General features: G+C 44.1%; 12 protein-coding genes and 1 riboswitch. Of the genes, 2 read left to right on the top strand and 10 right to left on the bottom strand.

Features of this window, described 5'->3' with window-relative positions:
* Window positions 1-163: 163 nt before the first annotated feature.
* The gene (gene nrdD / locus ACPFYS_RS05225) at window positions 164-2,584 is read right to left on the bottom strand and encodes an anaerobic ribonucleoside-triphosphate reductase (RefSeq protein WP_427876447.1); all 2,421 of its coding nucleotides are present in this window, start codon (window positions 2,582-2,584) and stop codon (window positions 164-166) included.
* A 268-nt stretch (window positions 2,585-2,852) separates the two neighbouring features.
* Here nrdD and ACPFYS_RS05220 point away from each other — a divergent pair, with 268 nt between their 5' ends.
* Complete coding sequence (locus ACPFYS_RS05220) at window positions 2,853-3,275, top strand: DUF3052 domain-containing protein (protein WP_427876445.1); 423 nt, start codon at window positions 2,853-2,855, stop codon at window positions 3,273-3,275.
* Between the two features lie 180 nt (window positions 3,276-3,455).
* Here the strand turns inward: ACPFYS_RS05220 and ACPFYS_RS05215 are convergent, their stop codons facing one another.
* Window positions 3,456-5,231 (bottom strand): DEAD/DEAH box helicase, encoded by a 1,776-nt coding sequence (locus ACPFYS_RS05215; protein WP_427876443.1) that lies wholly within the window; start codon window positions 5,229-5,231, stop codon window positions 3,456-3,458.
* Window positions 5,232-5,347: 116 nt separating this feature from the next.
* Window positions 5,348-5,440: riboswitch (TPP riboswitch) on the top strand.
* Between ACPFYS_RS05215 and thiM the strand changes: the two genes are divergently transcribed.
* Window positions 5,428-7,038 carry a hydroxyethylthiazole kinase gene (gene thiM, locus ACPFYS_RS05210; protein WP_427876441.1) on the top strand — a complete coding sequence of 537 codons (1,611 nt, stop codon included), beginning with the start codon at window positions 5,428-5,430 and terminating at the stop codon, window positions 7,036-7,038. Its footprint overlaps the riboswitch before it by 13 nt.
* A 1,009-nt stretch (window positions 7,039-8,047) precedes the next feature.
* On the opposite strand, the gene ACPFYS_RS05205 is transcribed toward thiM, so the two are convergent.
* The 8 genes from ACPFYS_RS05205 to miaA form a co-directional block, all read right to left on the bottom strand.
* The gene (locus ACPFYS_RS05205; RefSeq protein WP_427876439.1) at window positions 8,048-9,460 is read right to left on the bottom strand and encodes a hypothetical protein; all 1,413 of its coding nucleotides are present in this window, start codon (window positions 9,458-9,460) and stop codon (window positions 8,048-8,050) included.
* An 882-nt stretch (window positions 9,461-10,342) separates the two neighbouring features.
* The gene (ettA, locus tag ACPFYS_RS05200; protein WP_427876438.1) at window positions 10,343-12,019 is read right to left on the bottom strand and encodes an energy-dependent translational throttle protein EttA; all 1,677 of its coding nucleotides are present in this window, start codon (window positions 12,017-12,019) and stop codon (window positions 10,343-10,345) included.
* Window positions 12,020-12,323: 304 nt separating this feature from the next.
* Window positions 12,324-12,827, bottom strand: a complete 504-nt coding sequence (locus ACPFYS_RS05195) for a DUF3180 domain-containing protein (protein WP_427876436.1) — start codon at window positions 12,825-12,827, stop codon at window positions 12,324-12,326.
* Window positions 12,824-14,017 (bottom strand): dihydroneopterin aldolase, encoded by a 1,194-nt coding sequence (locus ACPFYS_RS05190; RefSeq protein WP_427876434.1) that lies wholly within the window; start codon window positions 14,015-14,017, stop codon window positions 12,824-12,826. Before ACPFYS_RS05190 ends, ACPFYS_RS05195 begins: the two co-directional genes overlap by 4 nt.
* 52 nt (window positions 14,018-14,069) lie before the next feature.
* A complete protein-coding gene (gene ftsH / locus ACPFYS_RS05185) occupies window positions 14,070-16,355 on the bottom strand; it encodes an ATP-dependent zinc metalloprotease FtsH (protein WP_427876433.1) in 2,286 nt (761 codons plus the stop codon).
* A gap of 39 nt (window positions 16,356-16,394) precedes the next feature.
* Entirely contained in the window at window positions 16,395-16,949 is a 555-nt protein-coding gene (hpt, locus tag ACPFYS_RS05180; protein WP_427876431.1) for a hypoxanthine phosphoribosyltransferase, read from the bottom strand.
* Window positions 16,950-17,057: 108 nt separating this feature from the next.
* Window positions 17,058-18,185, bottom strand: coding sequence for a tRNA lysidine(34) synthetase TilS (gene tilS, locus ACPFYS_RS05175; protein WP_427876429.1), 1,128 nt, complete (start codon window positions 18,183-18,185; stop codon window positions 17,058-17,060).
* 107 nt (window positions 18,186-18,292) lie between these two features.
* Window positions 18,293-19,294, bottom strand: coding sequence for a tRNA (adenosine(37)-N6)-dimethylallyltransferase MiaA (gene miaA, locus ACPFYS_RS05170; RefSeq protein WP_427877670.1), 1,002 nt, complete (start codon window positions 19,292-19,294; stop codon window positions 18,293-18,295).
* Between the last annotated feature and the right edge of the window lie 39 nt (window positions 19,295-19,333).

Genomic DNA, 19,333 nt, shown 5'->3' with positions numbered 1-19,333 from the left:
AAATTTGCGCAAATAAAAGAAATCCAGCCGTCAGAAAGAGTAATCACAAAACGTAATACATTTCTAACGGCCAGATTATCGCCAAATAACAAACGCAATAAACACTATCTGTACATAAGTTTATTTAGCAGGTTACTTAGCAGATTATTTAGTATTTAGCAGATTATTTTGTTTCCTCGTACCATTCGCGAGACTCACCGTTGTTAAGAGTCACATGGCCAGTTTCACCAGACATGTGCTTTACGCGGTGAGCAATCTCCTCGTGACGTCCGTGAACCATTGGACGCTGAACAGGATTACCCAAGTATCCGCAAGTACGCTTAGTAACATTGCACTTATCCGGATCACTATTGCCGCACTCTGGGCAACGGAAACCTTCCTTAGTTGGCTCAAAATCGCCCTGGAATCCGCAAACGAAGCAATGATCAATTGGAGTATTCGTACCCAAGTAGCCAATGCCAATCTTATAAGCGTAATCCCAAACAGCTTCCAAAGCCTTAGGATTTGCCTGCAAGCATGGGAACTCGCAGTAGTTAATAAAGCCGCCGGAAGCAAGATATGGGAAGTCAACCTCGTAGCGAAGCTTCTCCATAGGAGTTGGCTGCAACCAAACCGGATAATGGAAGGAATTAGTGTAGAAGTCGTGATCGGTTACACCTTCAATGCGGCCGAACTTCTGACGATCCATGCGGTTAAAGCGGTCAGTCAAAGACTCAGCAGGAGTCGAGTAAACGGAATAGTGGTAGCCTTCAGCCTTCGACCACTGCTGGCAAAGCTGATTCATGCGACGAACCAAAGAAAGCGCAAACTCTTTGCCTTCCTCATTCCAGCTGTGATCTTGCATCCAATCCTTGCCGAAGAACACTGCAGTAGTCTCATACAAGCCAATGTAGCCGAGAGAAACAGTTGCGCGCTCATTACGGAACAACTGATCAACGCTCTCGTTAGCTTCCAAACGACCAAAAGCACCGTAGCGGAACAGTGTTGGAGCGTTCACAGGAGTTGCCTGCTTGCAACGCATAATGCGGAATCGCAAAGCCTGGTGAGCTACTTCCATACGCTCGTCGAAAAGCTTCCAGAAGCGAGTCACATCTCCGTGAGATTCAAGAGCAATACGTGGCATGTTAACAGTTACAACGCCAAGATTCATACGGCCATCTTCAACGTCCTTACCAGTTTTTGGATCAATCCAACCCTGAAGGAACGAACGGCAACCCATAGGAGCCTTGAATGAACCGGTAATCTTAACAATATTCTCGTAGAATACAACGTCCGGATACATGCGCTTAGTAGAGCACTCAAGCGCAAGCTGCTTCAAATCGTAGTTCGGATCTCCTGGATCTGCGTTAACACCGTGCTTAATAGTAAACACAAGTTTAGGGAAGATAGCAGTATGACGATCTTTGCCGAGTCCGCGAATACGATTCAGCAAAATAGCGCGCTGAATTTCGCGAGCAAACCAAGACGTACCAAGACCAAAACCGACGGTTACGAACGGAGTCTGGCCGTTGGAAACGCGGTTGGAATTGATTTGATATTCCATTGTTTGCATAGCGTCGTAAATAGCCTTACGCGTCATAATTTTTGCGTAAATTTCACGAATCTGATCAAGCTCGCTCAAGTTTTCATCAAAAGGAGTGTCAGCTGGAAGAGGATCTCTATCCAAGCAGTGAAGATTCTTAGGTTCCTGAGCCTTTAAGCCGTCAATCATATCTTTTGCGACTTGAATTGGAGTGGAATCAGGGATCATGGCTTTTGCCATAGCAAGATTCTTGTCGTAATCGCACGTAGCATAACGTTCAAGCATTTCGTCTGCACGATTAACTGTTTGACCGCCGTACTGCGCTCCAGCAATATCTTTAATAATCTGCGTAACCTGAGTTGCAGCGGTACCAATAGACTTTGGGCTGTCCATCATTGCGTTACCAAGAGCAAATCCCTTAGCAAGCATATCGCCAAAATCAGGAAGTGAGCAGTTGCTCATGCAAGTAAATGGCGAATAATCAGCGTCGTGGAAGTGAATATCACCCTTCATATGTGCATTAGAAACTGCGTGAGGAAGCATAGAAAACGCAGAAGCCTTAGAAACAGCGCCTGCAAGAAGATCGCGCTGAGTTGCGTAAACGTTGGAATCCTTATTTGCATTCTCGCGTACAAGCGTTTCGTCTCTGTTCACAAGGCGATTAACAGCTTCGTTAATATCTGTAGCCTTAGCGCGGTCAATATCGCGGTTCAAGCGATAGCTAGTGTAGCAGCGAGCAACCTCGTAAAGATGGTTCTCAATAAGACTGTGCTCAACCAAAGTCTGAATATCTTCGATTTTTGCAGGGCCATTGTAGCGATCTTGAATTTCAGCTTCAATATGATCTGAAATATCGCGAATCATCTGCTCTTCTTGCGGACCGACTTCCTTGCCCAAGTCCTTAAAAGCAGCCTTGATGGCCATGATGATGTTCATAGAATCGAAGTCAACGACGCGGCCATCGCGCTTTTCTACAAGCACACGCGAAACTGGGGCTTCTTCTACGCCATCATCCTTACGAATTGCTGCGTTATCAACATCAGTTTCTTCCAAAACCTGCATCGGACAGACCTTTCTAATACTTACCTTTTCTTAAAGTTCTCTCGTTGCAAATTATTTGAATAATTCGCAACGACTCGCTCTACTATAGCCCAAGTCATGCACAATATCTAGGGGAAAGTAGGAATATAACAACCTACATATAGTGATTTAATTCACTTTCGCGATTTTTGAGGCGTGTCCTGGTGTGTCGTAATTACTAAACAATAAATTCACTCAATACACGCCGTTATATATGCGCACTTCTTGACGCTTTGATATATTGAGTCACGTGGAACAGATAGCTTTTCAGCATGCACAGGAATTCGGATTCCAACCAGGAGACATTGTGCAACAATGGCTCTGGGACGACGATGTGGACGAAACAATTTGCGAAAGCATCGAAAAGCTCACTGGTGAAGAACTGGTGGACGAAGACTACGATGCTGCTGTTGATGGCGTGATTATTTGGTGGCGAGACGGTGACGACGAAGACGAACTCGCAGATACCATTATGGATGCCACGAATATGCTTGATGATGACGCACCTATGTGGGTGCTAACACCGAAGCCAGGTAGAGAAGGCTCCCCAAGTTCTAGCACAGTACAGTCTGCAGCGAAAACAGCAGGAATGAACGCCGCTACCCCATTAACCGTAAGCGCTGATTGGAATGGAGTCCAATTACGTGCTTTCGGCAAAGGCCAAGGCAAGTAACGTTTTTAACACGATTGAGACAAATATAACGAATTTGGGTCAAAAAGCGTTATATTTGTCTCATCAATGATGCAAATATAACCGAAAACAGGCAAAAAACGTTAGATTTGCATCACGAATGATACAAATCTAACAAATCTAGAACAAAGCCACTAAGACAAGTTACATCGTTTACGTAGATTAGCTGCGATCACGCCTGTGACCATTGCCGCGAATGCTGCCGCGACCATCATTGTGTCCTCTTCCTCTACCGTGTCCTCTGCTTCTTCCTCTACCTCTGCGCTTTGGCTGCTCTGGCTCTGGCATACTCCAGTTTTCCTGCAATTCAGCTACTTCCCCAACAATCTCATCCAAAACAGGTGAAGCTGGATTCACATCCTCAGTTTTAGCATTAATTCCTGCACGACGAAGCATCATATGCGCAGCACGCTTCTGATTCGGGAGCACAAGAGTCACAACATCGCCTTCCTCACCAGCGCGAGCTGTACGCCCAGAACGATGCAAGAAAGACTTAGGATCTTCAGGCGGCTCAGTCTGCACTACAAGCGCAACATCACTAATATCAATGCCACGCGCGGCAACATCTGTAGCAACAAGCACTCGTACTAAGCCTTCCGCGAAAACAGACAAATGACGATCGCGCTGATTCTGCGACAAATTACCCTGCAAATCAACCGCAGGAATACCCTGCTGAATTAATTTCTTAGCCATATTCTTTGCCTGGAACTTTGTGCGAGTAAAGAATATTGCGCGTTTCTTTCCAGAAGCAAGCTTTCGCAACACCTCATACTTATCTCCAGAAGATACTGCGAAAATATGATGAGTCATTGTATCAACTTGCGAATCTGCATCATCAACAGCATGAACAACAGCATTCGGAAGGAAACGATTTACAAGCGTAGAAACCTGCTTGTCAAGTGTCGCAGAAAACAGCATGCGCTGACCATCAGGCTGAACTTGCTCAAGAAGACGCGTAACAGCAGGCAAAAAGCCCATATCAGCCATCTCATCTGCCTCATCGAGCACACTAACTGCAACTTTTTCAAGAGTCAACGCACCCTGACGTAACAAATCCTCCAAACGTCCAGGGCAAGCCAATACAATTTGCGCACCCTGCTTAAGCTGAGAAATTTGACGCCTGTAGCTCACTCCACCATATACAGTCACAGTACGCATACCGTAAGCTGCAGCAAGAGGAGCAATAACATCATCAATCTGATGTACAAGCTCTCGCGTTGGAGCCAAAATCATGGCATGCGGAGCAGGAACAGCATCATCTACCCTATTGCGCCTGTTTTTACCAGAGTGAATCAAATCAACAAAACTATCTGCTAAACGAGCTACGAGCGGAATAGCAAATGCGAGAGTCTTACCACTTCCAGTACGTCCACGACCTAAAATATTTGCTCCACGCAAAGAGTCTGGAAGAGTCGCTTGCTGAATTGGGAATGCGGTAGTTTTACCGTCAGAGCGTAACACTTCTACTAACGGCTCCGGAACACCGAGTTGCGCAAATGTAACATCATCACTGTAGTTTTCGCGCGATTCTATTGCAGAATCTGGTATAACAATCTCGTTTTGTGAAATCTGCTTTTTTTCTAACTCGTTAAAGCTTCTAGAGTCACGAAACTCACGAAACTCACGATAGTCACGAGACTCACGATAGTCACGAATAGAACGAGATTCTTTATTTTTATTTTTATAGGATTTTTTAGTTTTACTTATCTTCCCGAATTCATCAGCTTTTTCAACATTCCTTGCTTTAGAATCCTTACTAAACTTCCCAAACTTACCGAAGTGCTTAAGATTCTTAGAATCCTTACTATTCTTAGAATCCTTAGAATTTTTAATATTCTTAGAATTCTTGCTATTATTAGCATTCTTAGAATTCTTAGCATTCCTAACATTCTTAGCTCCGCGCTTTTTGGCGGACGCAGCATTATGAGTATGCGGCACAATAGCCTTTCGTAAATTACTTTTATATTTGACTACGCGTAATTTCTACAAAGTCACGAACTAACTGAGCCTAACACACGCCCCGCACAAGCAGTCGCGCTCAAACGGTATAGTCGTAACGCGGTTCGGGGTGCGCTAGGTCGCTGAGATTATACCCGTTAAACCTGATCTAGGTAGTACTAGCGAAGGGAAAATCATGGAAACGTTGAACACAGGAAATACTTCAAAAAATTCGCAATCTAGCGGCAATTCCATAACAAATTTCGATAGAGATTTTTCTGCAAAAGCACGCAAGCGCATGTTCATAGAAGACGTGAAAAATTGCATAGAACGCATGCGCTCTGCCAAACCGCTTACACACTGCGTTACGAATAACATAGTTCAAGAACTTACTTCTAATGTTCTACTCGCTGCCGGAGCAACGCCTATTATGGTGTGCGATCCTGAAGAAACAGAGCAACTTGCGCAAATTGCTTCAGGAGTACTGGTTAATGTTGGAACATTTAGAAAAAATTACACAGATACTTCTATTAACGCTGCAATACGCGGCTGCAAAAAGTCTGGTACGACGTGGGTTTTAGATCCTGTTGGAGTTGGATTAGGAGCGCTTACTTCAAGAATTAATTTCGTAAAAAATATTATTACAGAAAATCCTACTGTTATTCGCGCAAACGCTGCGGAAATTTTAGCTTTAGCTGGCGAAAAGGGAGATATGCGCGGAGTCGACTCACTAGACAGCGTAAATTCTGCACTACCAGCAGCCAGGAAATTAGCAAAACAACACGGCAGTGTAGTAGCAATTTCTGGAGAACAAGACGCAATATATGCTCACGGATGCCTTGCGCGCGTTTCAGGCGGCTCTGAAATAATGCAAAAAGTAGTAGGAACAGGATGCGCTCTAGGGGCTCTTGTAGCAGCATACGTTGGTACAAACCCATCTTGTCCACTTGCTGCTACAGTAGCGGCTCACGCGCACGCTGCAGCAGCAGGAAGCTACGCGTGCTCCGAAAATGCTGGAATCAATGCTGGAATCAATGCGAAAGGAAACGCGGAAATCAATCCTGGAACTTTCCGCACACTTTGGATTGACGCACTTTCGAAACTAAGCGCAGATGAAATATTAAATCTTGCAAGCATAGATTTCACAGTAGAACCAGTAGATTGGACACTTTACTTAGTAACAGACCCTAGAATGGGCAATCGTACCGAAGAAGAAGTTGCGTTAGAATCAATCGAAGGCGGCGTAACGGTAGTTCAATTAAGAGACAAATATTCTGACGATGATGTCATATCTAAAAAAGCTCTTAAAATGCGCGAAACTTTAATAAACGCAGGGCATGGAGACGTACCAATTTTTATAGATGACCATGTTGAGTGTGCAGCAAAACTTGGATTCAATCTGCACGTAGGTCAAAAAGATACGCCGTTTGTTGAAGCAAGAAAAGCACTTCCAGCAGAATGGATGATGGGGCTTTCTTGTGCTCGCCCGGATTTGATGGAAAAAGTGTACAGAGAGTGCAAAGAAAGCGATATGCCTTTGCCAGATGTGATTGGCATTGGCGCTGCTTTCACTACTCACACTAAGGCTCACGACGTGCCTCCGCTTGGAGTTGATGGCGTAAACGAAGTTGCGAAAGTTGCACACGCTGCTGGAGTAAAAACTCTTGCTATTGGCGGAATTCATGAGAATACAGTGTTTCCTATACGCGGACTAAAACTTGACGGCGTGTGCACGGTGTCAGCGCTTATGTGCGCAGAGAAACCGGGAGAAGTTGCGGCGGAATTAAAAAGCGTAATCACAAGGTGATTTTGATTTATAGAGCGAATAACCACGCCGACACGCTCCAAACACGAGACAGTGCTCTCGCGATTGGAGCAAATTACGAAGATAAACCCTCCAAATACGAGACGGCGCTCTCGCGATTGGAGCAAAAAGTAAGGTAGACAGCTCCAATTACGAGAACCATCTCTCGGGATTGGAGCAGATGACGTAAATAAACCCTCCAAAAGCGAGACAGTGCTCTCACGATTGGAGCAAAACACAGACAATAACCCTCCAAAAGCGAGACAGTTCTCTCACGATTGGAGCAAAACACGCACCGACACGCTCCAAAGGCGGGCGCGACGACATGCTTGAGCGCGCATTAATAATTTTGGCAGTTAATAGAAAATGTATATAACATCGGTTGATTTGATGTTCTCGACAGTTTTGCCTCATATTCTGTCGATTTCACCAAACAATTATGTGTTTTCGACAAAATCACACTGATTTTTGTTTATTTCACCAAACAATTATGTGTTTTAGACAATTTCGGATTGCGTTTTGTCGATAATATCGGACGATTATGTGTTTTAGACAAATTTGTAATTAATCGATTAAGCCCGTTTGTGACGTAATAGTAATTGCTGTTGCTCTTGAACTGTGTTAGCTAGATTTGAAACAATACCGCTTGTAATACTGACTTACGATACTTTCCATAAACAAGCATTCCCTAAAAACCCAGCCACACGATAAGCGAAACATTTAAACGATAGTAGAAAAACAAAAAAGCTTTCGGCTTGTAAAACCCCTAGTAGTTAAACAAGCCGAAAGCACACACTCAACAAGCAAACCCACCAACTAGCATCACTTACTACTGCGAAGAAAGAAAATTAGCAAAACAATAGTAAACAAAAACCAGCAAGAAAGAATGCTATGGCGTGAAGCCCTACACTCCACGCCACACACTATTGAGTGAAAATTAGAACACTAGCCACGCGCGCAACCAGCACACACGTTCAAAACGTTAACAGTCACGCGCGAAGCTAGAATCTGCTTAGTGGCGGACCTTACGGACAGCAGCACCCATACCAGCAAGAACAGAAGCAGCCAAAGCAGTCAAAGCAATAGCAGCACCGGTCTTAGGAAGGTTCTTACCAGCCTTATCCTTACCCTTCTCAACAGTAATCTTACCCTGCTTATCAGCCTTCTTATCAGCAGCAGCAGCGGCAGCACCATTAGCGGCACCCTTAGCAGCAGCGGCAGCAGCAGGACCAAACTTACCAGACTGAGCATCACGATAAAGCTGCTGAGCATCAGCAAAACCAGGGAAAGTCTTATCCAAAGGATCCATAGCTACAACAACTGGAAGCTTAGTAACATCGACACCAAACGCAGCAGCCACATTCACAGCAGCCTTGTAAGCATCATAAGCCTTCTGAGCCTCAGCATTAGCAGCATCGAAAGCAGCCTGCTTCTCAGCATACTTAGCAGCAGCAGCCTCAAAAGTATTCTCAGTGAAAGTCTTCTTAGCCTTAGCACGATCTAAACGATCATTAAGATCCTTGTACTCCTTAGAAGTCTTATCACCAGCGAACAAGTCAACAGCTTTCTGAGCAGCATCAACCTCAGCCTGAGCAGCCTCATCAGCCTTCTTAGCCTTAGCAGCCTCCTCATAAGCCTTCTGAGCCTCAGCCTTAGCAGCAGCATTCTTCACGCGAGCAGCATCATAAGCAGCAGCCTTAACCATAACATCAGCCTTAGCAGCATCAGCATCCTTCACAGAACCTGGCTGAGTTGGGGTAGTAGGATCATGCTTTGGTGGATTCTGCTCACTACCACTGGCCTGGCAACCAAGATTCGTCAAATGAATCTTAGCAAGATCAAGCTTATCCTGGGCTGCAGATACTGCATCCTCAGCCTTCTGAGCAGCCTCATCAGCCTGCTTGGTGGCTAAACCTTCAAGAGCAGCCTTGAATGAATCCTTAGTAGCAGTTCCGTAAGTAACGGTTCCATTACCATCACCTACTGTAACATCATCTGGAACAGCAGTAGCAGCAGGGAAAGTCTTATTATCACCCTTATTATCATTGATGTTCTTCAAAGCCTCATTAAGCTTCTTTACAGACTTAGTTAATTCAGACCTAGCTGCATCCTTATCCTCAGCATCAGTATATGCTGCTTCCTTAGCCTTAACATCCTTAAGAGCTTCCTTATAGGCGTTCACAAGACCGGTAGCCTTGTCAAGCTTCTTATGAGCAGCAGTCTTAGTATCACCTGCGAGAACGCTATTAGCCTGTGCTGTAGCCAAAGCAGCCTTGGCATCATTAACATTATCCTGAGCAGTAGCGCACTTCTCGGCCTTTGGATCCTTAGCAGGCTCAGCAGCGAAAGCTGGGGCGGCGAAAGCCATACCGGAGAGGAGGGTGGCGCCAGCAGCGAATGCGGCGATAGCCTTCTTATTCAACATAATAGTATCCTTTTCTTCTTCTCCTGTCCGCTAGGAGACGGACAGAATAAATTTGCACAGAACTTGAGTTCTATACAGTCACCAAACTCAGTTGCCTGTTTTTGATAACTGCAATTAACATACCCCCCCCCCCGTTTGAAAAAGTCAAGAGGCAACATAAGCATCACTACAGTAAAATATACGAAAATCTGCTAAAGAAAATACGATAATCCAACTATATACTGTAAAAAGTATTGTTATAAGTAGTTTTTTACTATAAAAAATACGTTTTTAAGAAATTTTAAGATTTTTCCCAGGAAACTCTCAGGAAACTCTCGCATACCCCACCCGAGCTTCCATAAAACGTTGCAAAACCGCCACTTTCGCGCGACACACCGATACCCCCTCCAACTGCGAGATGACGCTCTCGCGATTGGAGCAAAACGTAAGGTAGACAGCTCCAATTACGAGAACTATCTCTCACAAATGGAGCAAAGTACGCAACGACACGCTCCAAATGCGAGATGAAGCTCTCACGATTGGAGCAGATGACGTAAATAAACCCTCCAAAAGCGAGACAGCGCTCTCGCGATTGGAGTATTCAGTCGAATCAAACCCTCCAAATGCGAGACGATGCTCTCGGGTTTGGAGCAAAACACAGACAATAACCCTCCAAAAGCGAGATGAAGCTCTCACGATTGGAGCGAAAAGTAAGGTAGACAGCTCCAATTACGAGAACTATCTCTCACAAATGGAGCAAAGTACGCAACGACACGCTCCAAATACGAGATGAAGCTCTCACGATTGGAGCAAAACGCACACATAAAAAAAGCGGCAATCTGCGTAACATAATCACACAAAATTGCCGCTTAAACTATAAACAAAACAAGCTAAACTTTAAAATTAGCGCGTAAGCTTCCTGTGCAAACGATGCGGACGAGCAGCTTCCTCACCCAAGCGAGCGATCTTATTCTCTTCGTAAGCCTGGAAGTTACCCTCGAACCAATACCATTTTGCAGGATTCTCATCGTCGCCTTCCCACGCAAGAATATGCGTTGCAACGCGATCCAAGAACCAACGATCGTGCGAAACTACAACCGCGCAGCCTGGGAACTCAATCAGAGCGTTTTCCAAGCTTTCCAAAGTCTCAACGTCCAAATCGTTAGTAGGCTCATCGAGAAGCAGCAAGTTTCCGCCCTGCTTAAGTGTCAAAGCCAAATTCAAACGGTTACGTTCACCGCCTGAAAGCACACCGGTAAGCTTCTGCTGATCCGATCCCTTAAAACCAAAGCTTGCAACATACGCGCGCGTAGGAATTTCAACGCCAGCAACCTCAATATAATCGAGTCCACCAGAAACAGCTTCCCACAAGTTCTTATTAGGATCCAATCCTGCACGATTCTGATCCACGTAAGAAATCTTCACAGTATCGCCAACAATCAGCTCACCACCAGAAAGGGGCTCCAAACCAACAATCGTCTTAAACAGCGTAGATTTACCAACGCCGTTAGGACCAATCACGCCAACAATACCGTTACGAGGCAAAGTGAACGACAAGTCGTCGATAAGCACACGGTCGCCAAAAGCCTTGTGAATATGCTTTGCTTCCAAAACTTGCGAACCCAAGCGTGGACCTGCTGGAATCTGAATTTCAGAGAAATCAAGCTTCTTAGAATTACGTGCTTCCTGCTCCATCTGATCGTAACGTTCCAAACGAGCCTTATTCTTAGCCTGACGTGCCTTAGGAGAACTACGAACCCAATCAAGCTCATTCTTCAAACGCTTAGCAAGCTTTGCATCCTTTAAGCCCTGGATTTCCATACGCTTTGCCTTGGTTTCAAGGTAAGTAGAATAATTTCCCTTGTATGGATAAAGCTGACCGCGGTCAACTTCGCAAATCCATTCTGCCACGTTATCCATAAAGTAACGGTCGTGGGTAACGGCAATAACAGCGCCCTCATACTTATGCAAGAACTGTTCCAACCACAAAATAGACTCTGCATCCAAATGGTTAGTAGGCTCGTCTAAAAGCAACAAATCTGGAGCTTCAAGAAGCAGCTTACACAATGCCACTCGTCGCCTTTCGCCACCCGAGCACACAGATACAGGAGAATCAGGATCTGGGCATTGCAAAGCGTCCATCGCCTGCTCAAGCTGAGAGTCCAAATCCCAGCCGTTTGCTGCATCAATTTCAGTCTGCAGTTTGCCCATTTCTTCCATCAAAGCATCAAAATCAGCATCCGGATTAGCCATTTCTTCGCCAATCTGGTTAAAACGCTCAACTTTTTGCGCAATCTCACCAAAAGCCATTTTGATGTTTTCGCCAACTGTTTTAGTTTCGTCCAGAGGCGGCTCCTGCTGCAAAATACCTACCGTATAGCCAGGAGTAAGAGAAGCTTCACCATTCGTAACGTTTTCCAAACCGGACATAATTTTAAGCAGTGTGGATTTACCCATACCATTCGGACCCACAACGCCAATCTTCGCACCCGGAAGGAAGCTCAAAGTAACATCATCAAGAATTACGCGATCCCCATAGGACTTACGCGCTTTAATCATCTGATATATAAACTCAGCCAAAGTAACATACCATCCTTAAAAACGTTGGAATTCCAGCGTTTGCTGTAGCTCTACGAAAAGCATCACCTAAACTATATGAAAGCTCACTCCACAACTTGCATTAACTCATGCGTTTACCCAAAATGCACGAATTTATACGCGCACCAAGAGTATAAATAGGAAATCGCTAGCAACAGCAACAAAAGTACCGTGGGATATTATCTCATGCGGCAAATACATTACTTTTTAAATCGCAACTATTACAGAAAACTACAGAAAACTACAGCTTATTAAAAAATTATTATCGAAAACTTACGTTTAGTAACTAGCAGGTTACAGCAGTACGATTAGATTTCTTACGAGCAGATTCTGCCCCATCTTCAGGAGGAAGCTGGCACAACCACTCTCCCAATATGCCGATAATCATATCTATAAGGCAAATAACACCTACAACAGAACATTCAAGAATAACTTCAGCATAAAGAGGAATATCTTTATGAGGCAAACTCATAAACACTTCTCCGCCATACCATCCAGTTAAAATAGCCCCTGCCATTCCTAACGATTTTGACAGCATCAAAGCAGCAACAGCGCGCTGCGGATTAAAAGGCTTTCTGTCTTCAGGCTTAGAAGTAGTGTACTGGTGTGTCTGCCAGGCCATAACAAACGTCACAACACCTGCAAGCAGCATGACAATAATCACAATCCACGGAGCGCCGAGAAGAGATACCGTGCTTGATTCAGTAACAGATACGAGGAAAGAACCAAGCAACACGCCAAACATTATTCCAAGTACAAAATACCACCAAGGAGTGCGATAAGCTTTCATTTGCAATCCCCCATAATCCAACGCTCTGAATACAAGCCTACACGACCCGCATCCTTAGTAAACGCTAATAGATACGCGAGTGGACTGCCATCTAGGGAAGCATCCGACTCAATATGCATCCACGGTTCTAGCTCAACCGCTGTAGGATGCAAAAGCGCAACACGCGATTCCTGAGATGTCACGGTAAGACTCTCAGTATCAACTGTATGCGTGCTATCAGACGAAGCACCATAGTTACGAGTTCCGACTACGCTTAAATGCAAAGGAAAATCAGGTTCAGACTCAATTTTGTAGAGTTTATTAAGCAGCAAATTTTCATCACTGCTTGTAGAAATTATCACAATTGACGAATACTCGTCACCATCTTGATTACTTACGTAATAAAGAGGAGATACGCCTTCCACTTGCGAAATAAAAGATTTAGAGTTTTGTTTTAAGTTTTGTTCAGAACCCTGTTTAGAAACTTGGCTACAGTTTGTTTTGTAGTCTGATTTGCAACATGATTTATAGTTTGATTGAAAATCTGCAAATTCTGAATTAACAAGCTCCGAGGAGACTACAGAAGAGTCAGAAAACGGATTTTGCTCAAAATTCATAATAGTGTAAAGCATTGCGAGGCAAGTGTCGTCTTTGGCTTCTCCTCGCATTGAAATTACAGCGGTAGTGCGAAGTTTAGTTGGATTATTTAAATCAGGATTTTTAGAATCTTCAGAACCTAAACTCACAGCAGTATCAGCATTATCGAAATCTGCAGAAAAATTACTCGAATTTTCAGAATATTGCAGCTTCGGAAGATCTTCGAACGCGCTACCTACTTCGTCTGCTACGCGAAGCAAAGTCACTGAAACTTCATCTAAAGTAGACGCTGCATCGCAATTTAATTTAGATCGTACAGTAATCTCTGCTGAATTTATCTGCCAAGAAAGCATAGCGGCATTCAATAAACGTCCAGCAACTAATTGCAAAACCAGAGAAGGATTAGACTCTAAAGTCTCATCACCTTCGCAAGACTGCAAAACTTTAGATAAACGTTTAGCAACTTGCGGTATATCAACAGACTGCGAATCGTCACCGGATACAGCCGCTCGCAAATCCAAATTTAATGCGGCATCAACACGAAAGTGAGTATAGAAACCAACAGTTATCTCGCCACAATTAGGGCGAATTCCTTTCAAACTAATGGTATCCATACTCACTTCCCTATTCACTTTATATTATAGCCTTTTAGCAAATCTATTTAGATTATGCATTCTTGCTACCGTCGGCAGTCTCACTGCCAGCTGCAGCTTCACTACCAGCAGCAGGAACCGCAGGAGCAGTACCAGCTACAGCAGTTGCACCCGAATCAACGACGCCAACTTTAGTATCACTCACAGCAGAACCACCGTTTGCAACGTTACGTTTCAAACTTTCAGGAATTTCCACAGGAGGAATATCAGAATCTGGTCGAAGATCATTAGAAAGCCAAAGCGTACGTTCAGGAGCCTTACGAATCTTACTGAAAATCTCCTTAAGCTCCTTCTCGTTCAAAGTTTCCTTTGCAAGTAACTGGCGAACAAGCTCATCGAGAACATCACGATTATTTCTAATAATCTCCCACGCCTCAGTGTGAGCAGTTTCGATAAGCTTATGAATCTCATCGTCAATTACTTCAGCAGTACGATTCGAGAACTTACGCGGCTGCAAAGAATCAAGCGAACCATCATCCTCATCAGCACTAGTCCACTTAATCGCACCGAGCTTAGCAGAAAAACCGTACTCCAAAACCATCTTGCGAGCAATAGCAGTTGCTTTTTCAATATCATTAGAAGCACCGGTTGTAGGATCGTGGAACACAACTTCTTCAGCAGTACGACCGCCCATAGCATAAGCCATCTGATCAAGCAACTCGTTACGAGACTGCGAATAGCGATCCGTAGTTGGCATCACAGCAGTGTAACCAAGCGCATGACCTCGCGGCAAAATCGTCACCTTAGTAACAGGATCTGTATGATGCAAAGCAGCAGCAACAAGCGCATGGCCACCCTCATGGTATGCAGTATTACGCAACTCGTCTAAAGCCATGCCCTTAGACTTACGTCGAGGACCTGCCTGAACACGATCAATTGCCTCATCTATAGCACGATTATCAATGTACTGAGCACCAGAACGTGCGCAAAGAAGAGCAGCCTCATTAAGCACGTTAGCTAAATCAGCACCTGTAAAACCAGGAGTACGGACAGCAACCATATGAAGATCGACATCAGGCACAAAAGGCTTGCCTTTAGCGTGTACCTTCAAAATTGCCTCTCGTCCTTCCAAATCTGGAGCCTCTACAGCCACCTGACGGTCAAAACGACCAGGACGCAAAAGCGCAGAATCAAGCACATCTGGACGGTTAGTTGCAGCGATAATAATCAAATTCGTATCGTTATCAAAGCCATCCATCTCAACAAGCAACTGATTAAGAGTCTGTTCACGCTCATCGTGGCCACCATTCATTCCACTGCCGCGGCGACGACCAACTGCATCAATCTCATCGATAAAGATGATTGCAGGAGCGTTCTTCTTAGCCTCATCAAAAAGCTCACGAACACGAGAAGCACCAAGGCCTACGAACATCTCCACAAAATCAGAGCCAGCCATAGCGTAGAACGGCACGCCAGCTTCACCAGCAATTGCGCGCGCAAGAAGAGTTTTACCAGTTCCTGGAGGGCCGTAAAGCAACACACCTCTAGGAATTCGAGCACCCAACGCCTTATAACGCGAAGGATCCTTCAAAAAGTCTTTAATCTCCTCGACTTCTTCAACAGCAGACTGCTCTCCAGCAACATCAGAAAACTTAGTTTTAGGAGTCTGACCTTCAAGAAGCTTTCCACGGCCACGGCCGCCGCCCATTCCGAGCATTCCTCCGCCGGCACCGCCCAAACGACTAAACATGAACCAAATCATGCCTAAGAAGAAAAGAATAGGCACAAGCGAAGTAATCAAATAAGAGAAAATACCAGAAGATTGTAAGCTTGCAGTCCAACCGTTAGAAGGCTTAGCTTCCTCAACTGTTTGCACAATAGACTTACCTTGTGCAATCGTGTAGTAGAACTGAACTTCCTTACCATAATCACGCTGCTGGTTAGCACGCTTATCAAACTTCTTAAACGAATCGTTAAGACTTAACTTAACAAGCTGCTTATTATCGATTATTTCCGCATAATTTACGTTATTTGTGTGAAGTAACGCAATACCGTCACGAGTATCGATAGTTTGAGAGCCATTGTGTGCAAAAATCTGGAACGCACCAACAGACAGTAGTACCAGCAGAATAATCCAAGTCCATGGAGAACGCCAGAAAGAACGACGATTATTACCAGAATTACCGTCTTTATCGTTCTTGTCAGGATTATTCTTACTGTTTTTATTGTTTTTATTTTTACCGTTTTTGCCGTCATTACGCGGATTTAGTGGGTTAATAAACGGATTATTACCGCCATTGCCACCATTACCCATTGGGCCTGTCATAGGTCCATTAGGTGTCATAGGAGAAGCACCCATGCAATCAGGCTCCTTTCGAGCGTATTGATTCAGTATAAATCAGGATTCATATACAGACGGCTTCAAAACCGCAACAGAATTAAGGTTGCGATAGCGCTCGTCGTAGTCCATACCAAAACCAACCACAAATGCATCTGGAATTTCAAAACCAGTATACGCAATATCAACTTCAACTTCACGTCGAGCCGGCTTTGTAAGCAAAGCAAACACGTTCACGCTTGCAGCACCGCGACCTTTCAGCTCACGAACAAGCCAGTCAAGAGTGCGTCCAGAATCAACAATGTCTTCTACAATAAGAACGTCACGACCGCGAACGTCAGTAGTTAAATCCTCACGCACTGTTATTTGACCAGTTGTAGTAGTTCCACTACCGTAGCTAGAAAGACTCATAAAGTCCATAGGTGCATCAATACTCAACTCCTGCGAAAAAACGGCAAGAGTGTTAACAGCACCCTTAAGAACTGCTACAAGCAAAATATTACGATTCTTGTAGTCTTCACTTACTTTTTGAGCCACTTCGCGAATACGCTTCATAAGGTCTTCGTGACTGATTAATTCATAGTCGATGTCATCTCGTATATCAGCAATCTGCATGCTAACTATCTTTGCATAAGAGAATGACGGGAGTGTTACGAAAGTTTATAAAAAGTATTTTTAATACAAAAATCGTAATCTAAATAACGGTACTAGTGCAACACAGTACTAACGCAACATGCTATTACGCAACACAGTTGAGATAGTAACAGTATTAGATTTACGCTCGGCTAAGTAACAGTTCGGCAATGTGATTGGTTTTTGACCATGCCAATCAAATATGAGAGAATCAATCGCTTCAACATGACTTGCAGAAAAACGCAAGTTTAATTCTGCTAAAGCGCGCGCTACTACCCTGCGACGAATAGCAGCGTGATTTTTTGCAAGGGTTTTTGCATCTATAGTAACGCTTAAAGCTGCGGGGGTTGCTTCCTTCATATCAGAAGAATTACGAACAGTTACAACCCTGTCAACTACTTCATCTACGCAAATATTAATATAGTCAAGATCATCCTGAGCAAGACGCGCACCTCTAGCAAGAACCTGTACCATATTTGCGTTAAAAAATTTCGAAATATAAGGCATTAAATTGTGACGAACTCTAGAACGTAACGGATACTCATCAGAAAGAGAATCTGAGGAAACCAGATCTCCGTTAGTTGGATCATCCCACCAATCAATCCCTAAATCTTTGCAAATTCCTGTAGTATCTTCGCGAGAAAGCTCAATAATCGGCCTTGCAAAACGCACGCCATCACGAAAAACAATATTTTTCATACCAGCAACAGCATCTAAACCAGCAGAATCCCTTAAACCAATAAGCACACTTTCCGCCTGATCATTAGCAGTATGCGCAAGAAGCACAGCATAAGCGTTGATTTTTCTAGCAACATCAATAATCGCAGAATACCGAGCATCTCTTGCAGCAGCCTCAACTCCGGTACCAGAATCAGTAACGCTAATAGATACAACATGAATTAGATTGGACTCAATACCAAGATTTTCACAGCGCAAAGCCGCCTGATTAGCAACCTCACTAGAGTGTTCCTGCAAATGATGATCAACTATAACAACTGCACAACGCAAGCCGCGGCTAGAACAAACTTTAACCGAAAGAGCAACAAGCGCAAGAGAATCGCGACCACCAGAACATGCTACTAAAACTAATGGCGCATCCTCACTAGGCTCATGCTTTCCATGCTCCAAAAAACGCGAATCTTGAACGCGTAAGCCCAAAATATTGAAGCAACTACTAACAGCGCCAATTCCTGAACGCAAGCGAGACGAATACACCATACTTTTAAGTGTAAATCTAAATTCTACGAAACTTATAAAATCAACGAAAAATTGAAATATAAATTAAAAACGTAAACTAAAAACGTAAATTAAAATATGAAATCACGCTAATTGCTGAAAGAATCCCCAAGATGATGCTGGGTCATATGCAAGTCGGCAACAAAATCTCCCGATTTACTATCGGAAGAAAACTCTCCAGAATCAGCAGCATCAACTATTGCGAGCGCAGCGTCTGCAAGATCAGGTCGTAAAGCATCCAGCCAGTGAATTCGCGCATCTCTTCCAAACCAACCCATCTGCTTACGAGCTAGCCTGCGAGTTTTCTGAGCAATATCCGCAAAAGCTTCATCCTCACTCCAAATACCGTCTAAATAGTCAATAATCTGCTGGTAGCCGAGAGCTCGAGAAGCTGTTACTCCTAAGTGCGAGCGAATATTACGAACCTCATCAACGAAACCTTGTTCACGCATAATTTGCGTTCGCATATCAACACGCTTATCTAAATCTTCACGATGCAAATCTAAACCTATTTGTACGCAGTCAATAACGTAACTATATTTAGGAAGAGTTGCGGAATATGGTTTACCAGTAAGTTCAATAACTTCAAGAGCGCGAATAGTGCGTCTAGGATTTCTAGGATCCATATTTGCTGCAGCAACGGGATCTTTCTTTTGCAATTCCGCAAATAATGTTTCAGCACCTTCCTTACGCTCACGCTCTTCCAATTTTTGACGCAAGGACGCATCGGTTCCCGGAAAAGTAATATCGTCAACCGCAGCACGCGCATATAATCCTGAACCACCTACAAGAATTGGGCGTACACCACGCGAACGAAGTTCACTAATGCAGTTTCTTGCAAGTACTTGGAATCGCGCAACAGTCATTGTTTCTTCAGGATCAATAATATCTATAAGATGATGTGGGACTTCTGCTTGTTCCTCAGAACTAGCTTTTGCTGTACCAATATCCATACCTCTATACATTTGATACGCATCAGCATTTATGATTTCCGCACGAACTCCACGTTTAGAAAGAAGCTTAGCAAGCGCAATTCCAAGGCTTGTTTTACCTGAAGCAGTTGGGCCAACGATTGAAATTACTTTAGGCATAGTTTTTAGAGTTTCCTGCTGAGTAGCAACTTCCTGTTC

Origin of the sequence: Gardnerella sp. 2492 (genome assembly GCF_050320365.1) — a bacterium.
In the GTDB taxonomy this organism is placed as follows: Bacteria; Actinomycetota; Actinomycetes; order Actinomycetales; family Bifidobacteriaceae; genus Bifidobacterium.
The sequence above is the reverse complement of the archived record's forward strand: the minus strand, read 5'-3'. Positions and strand labels throughout refer to the sequence as shown.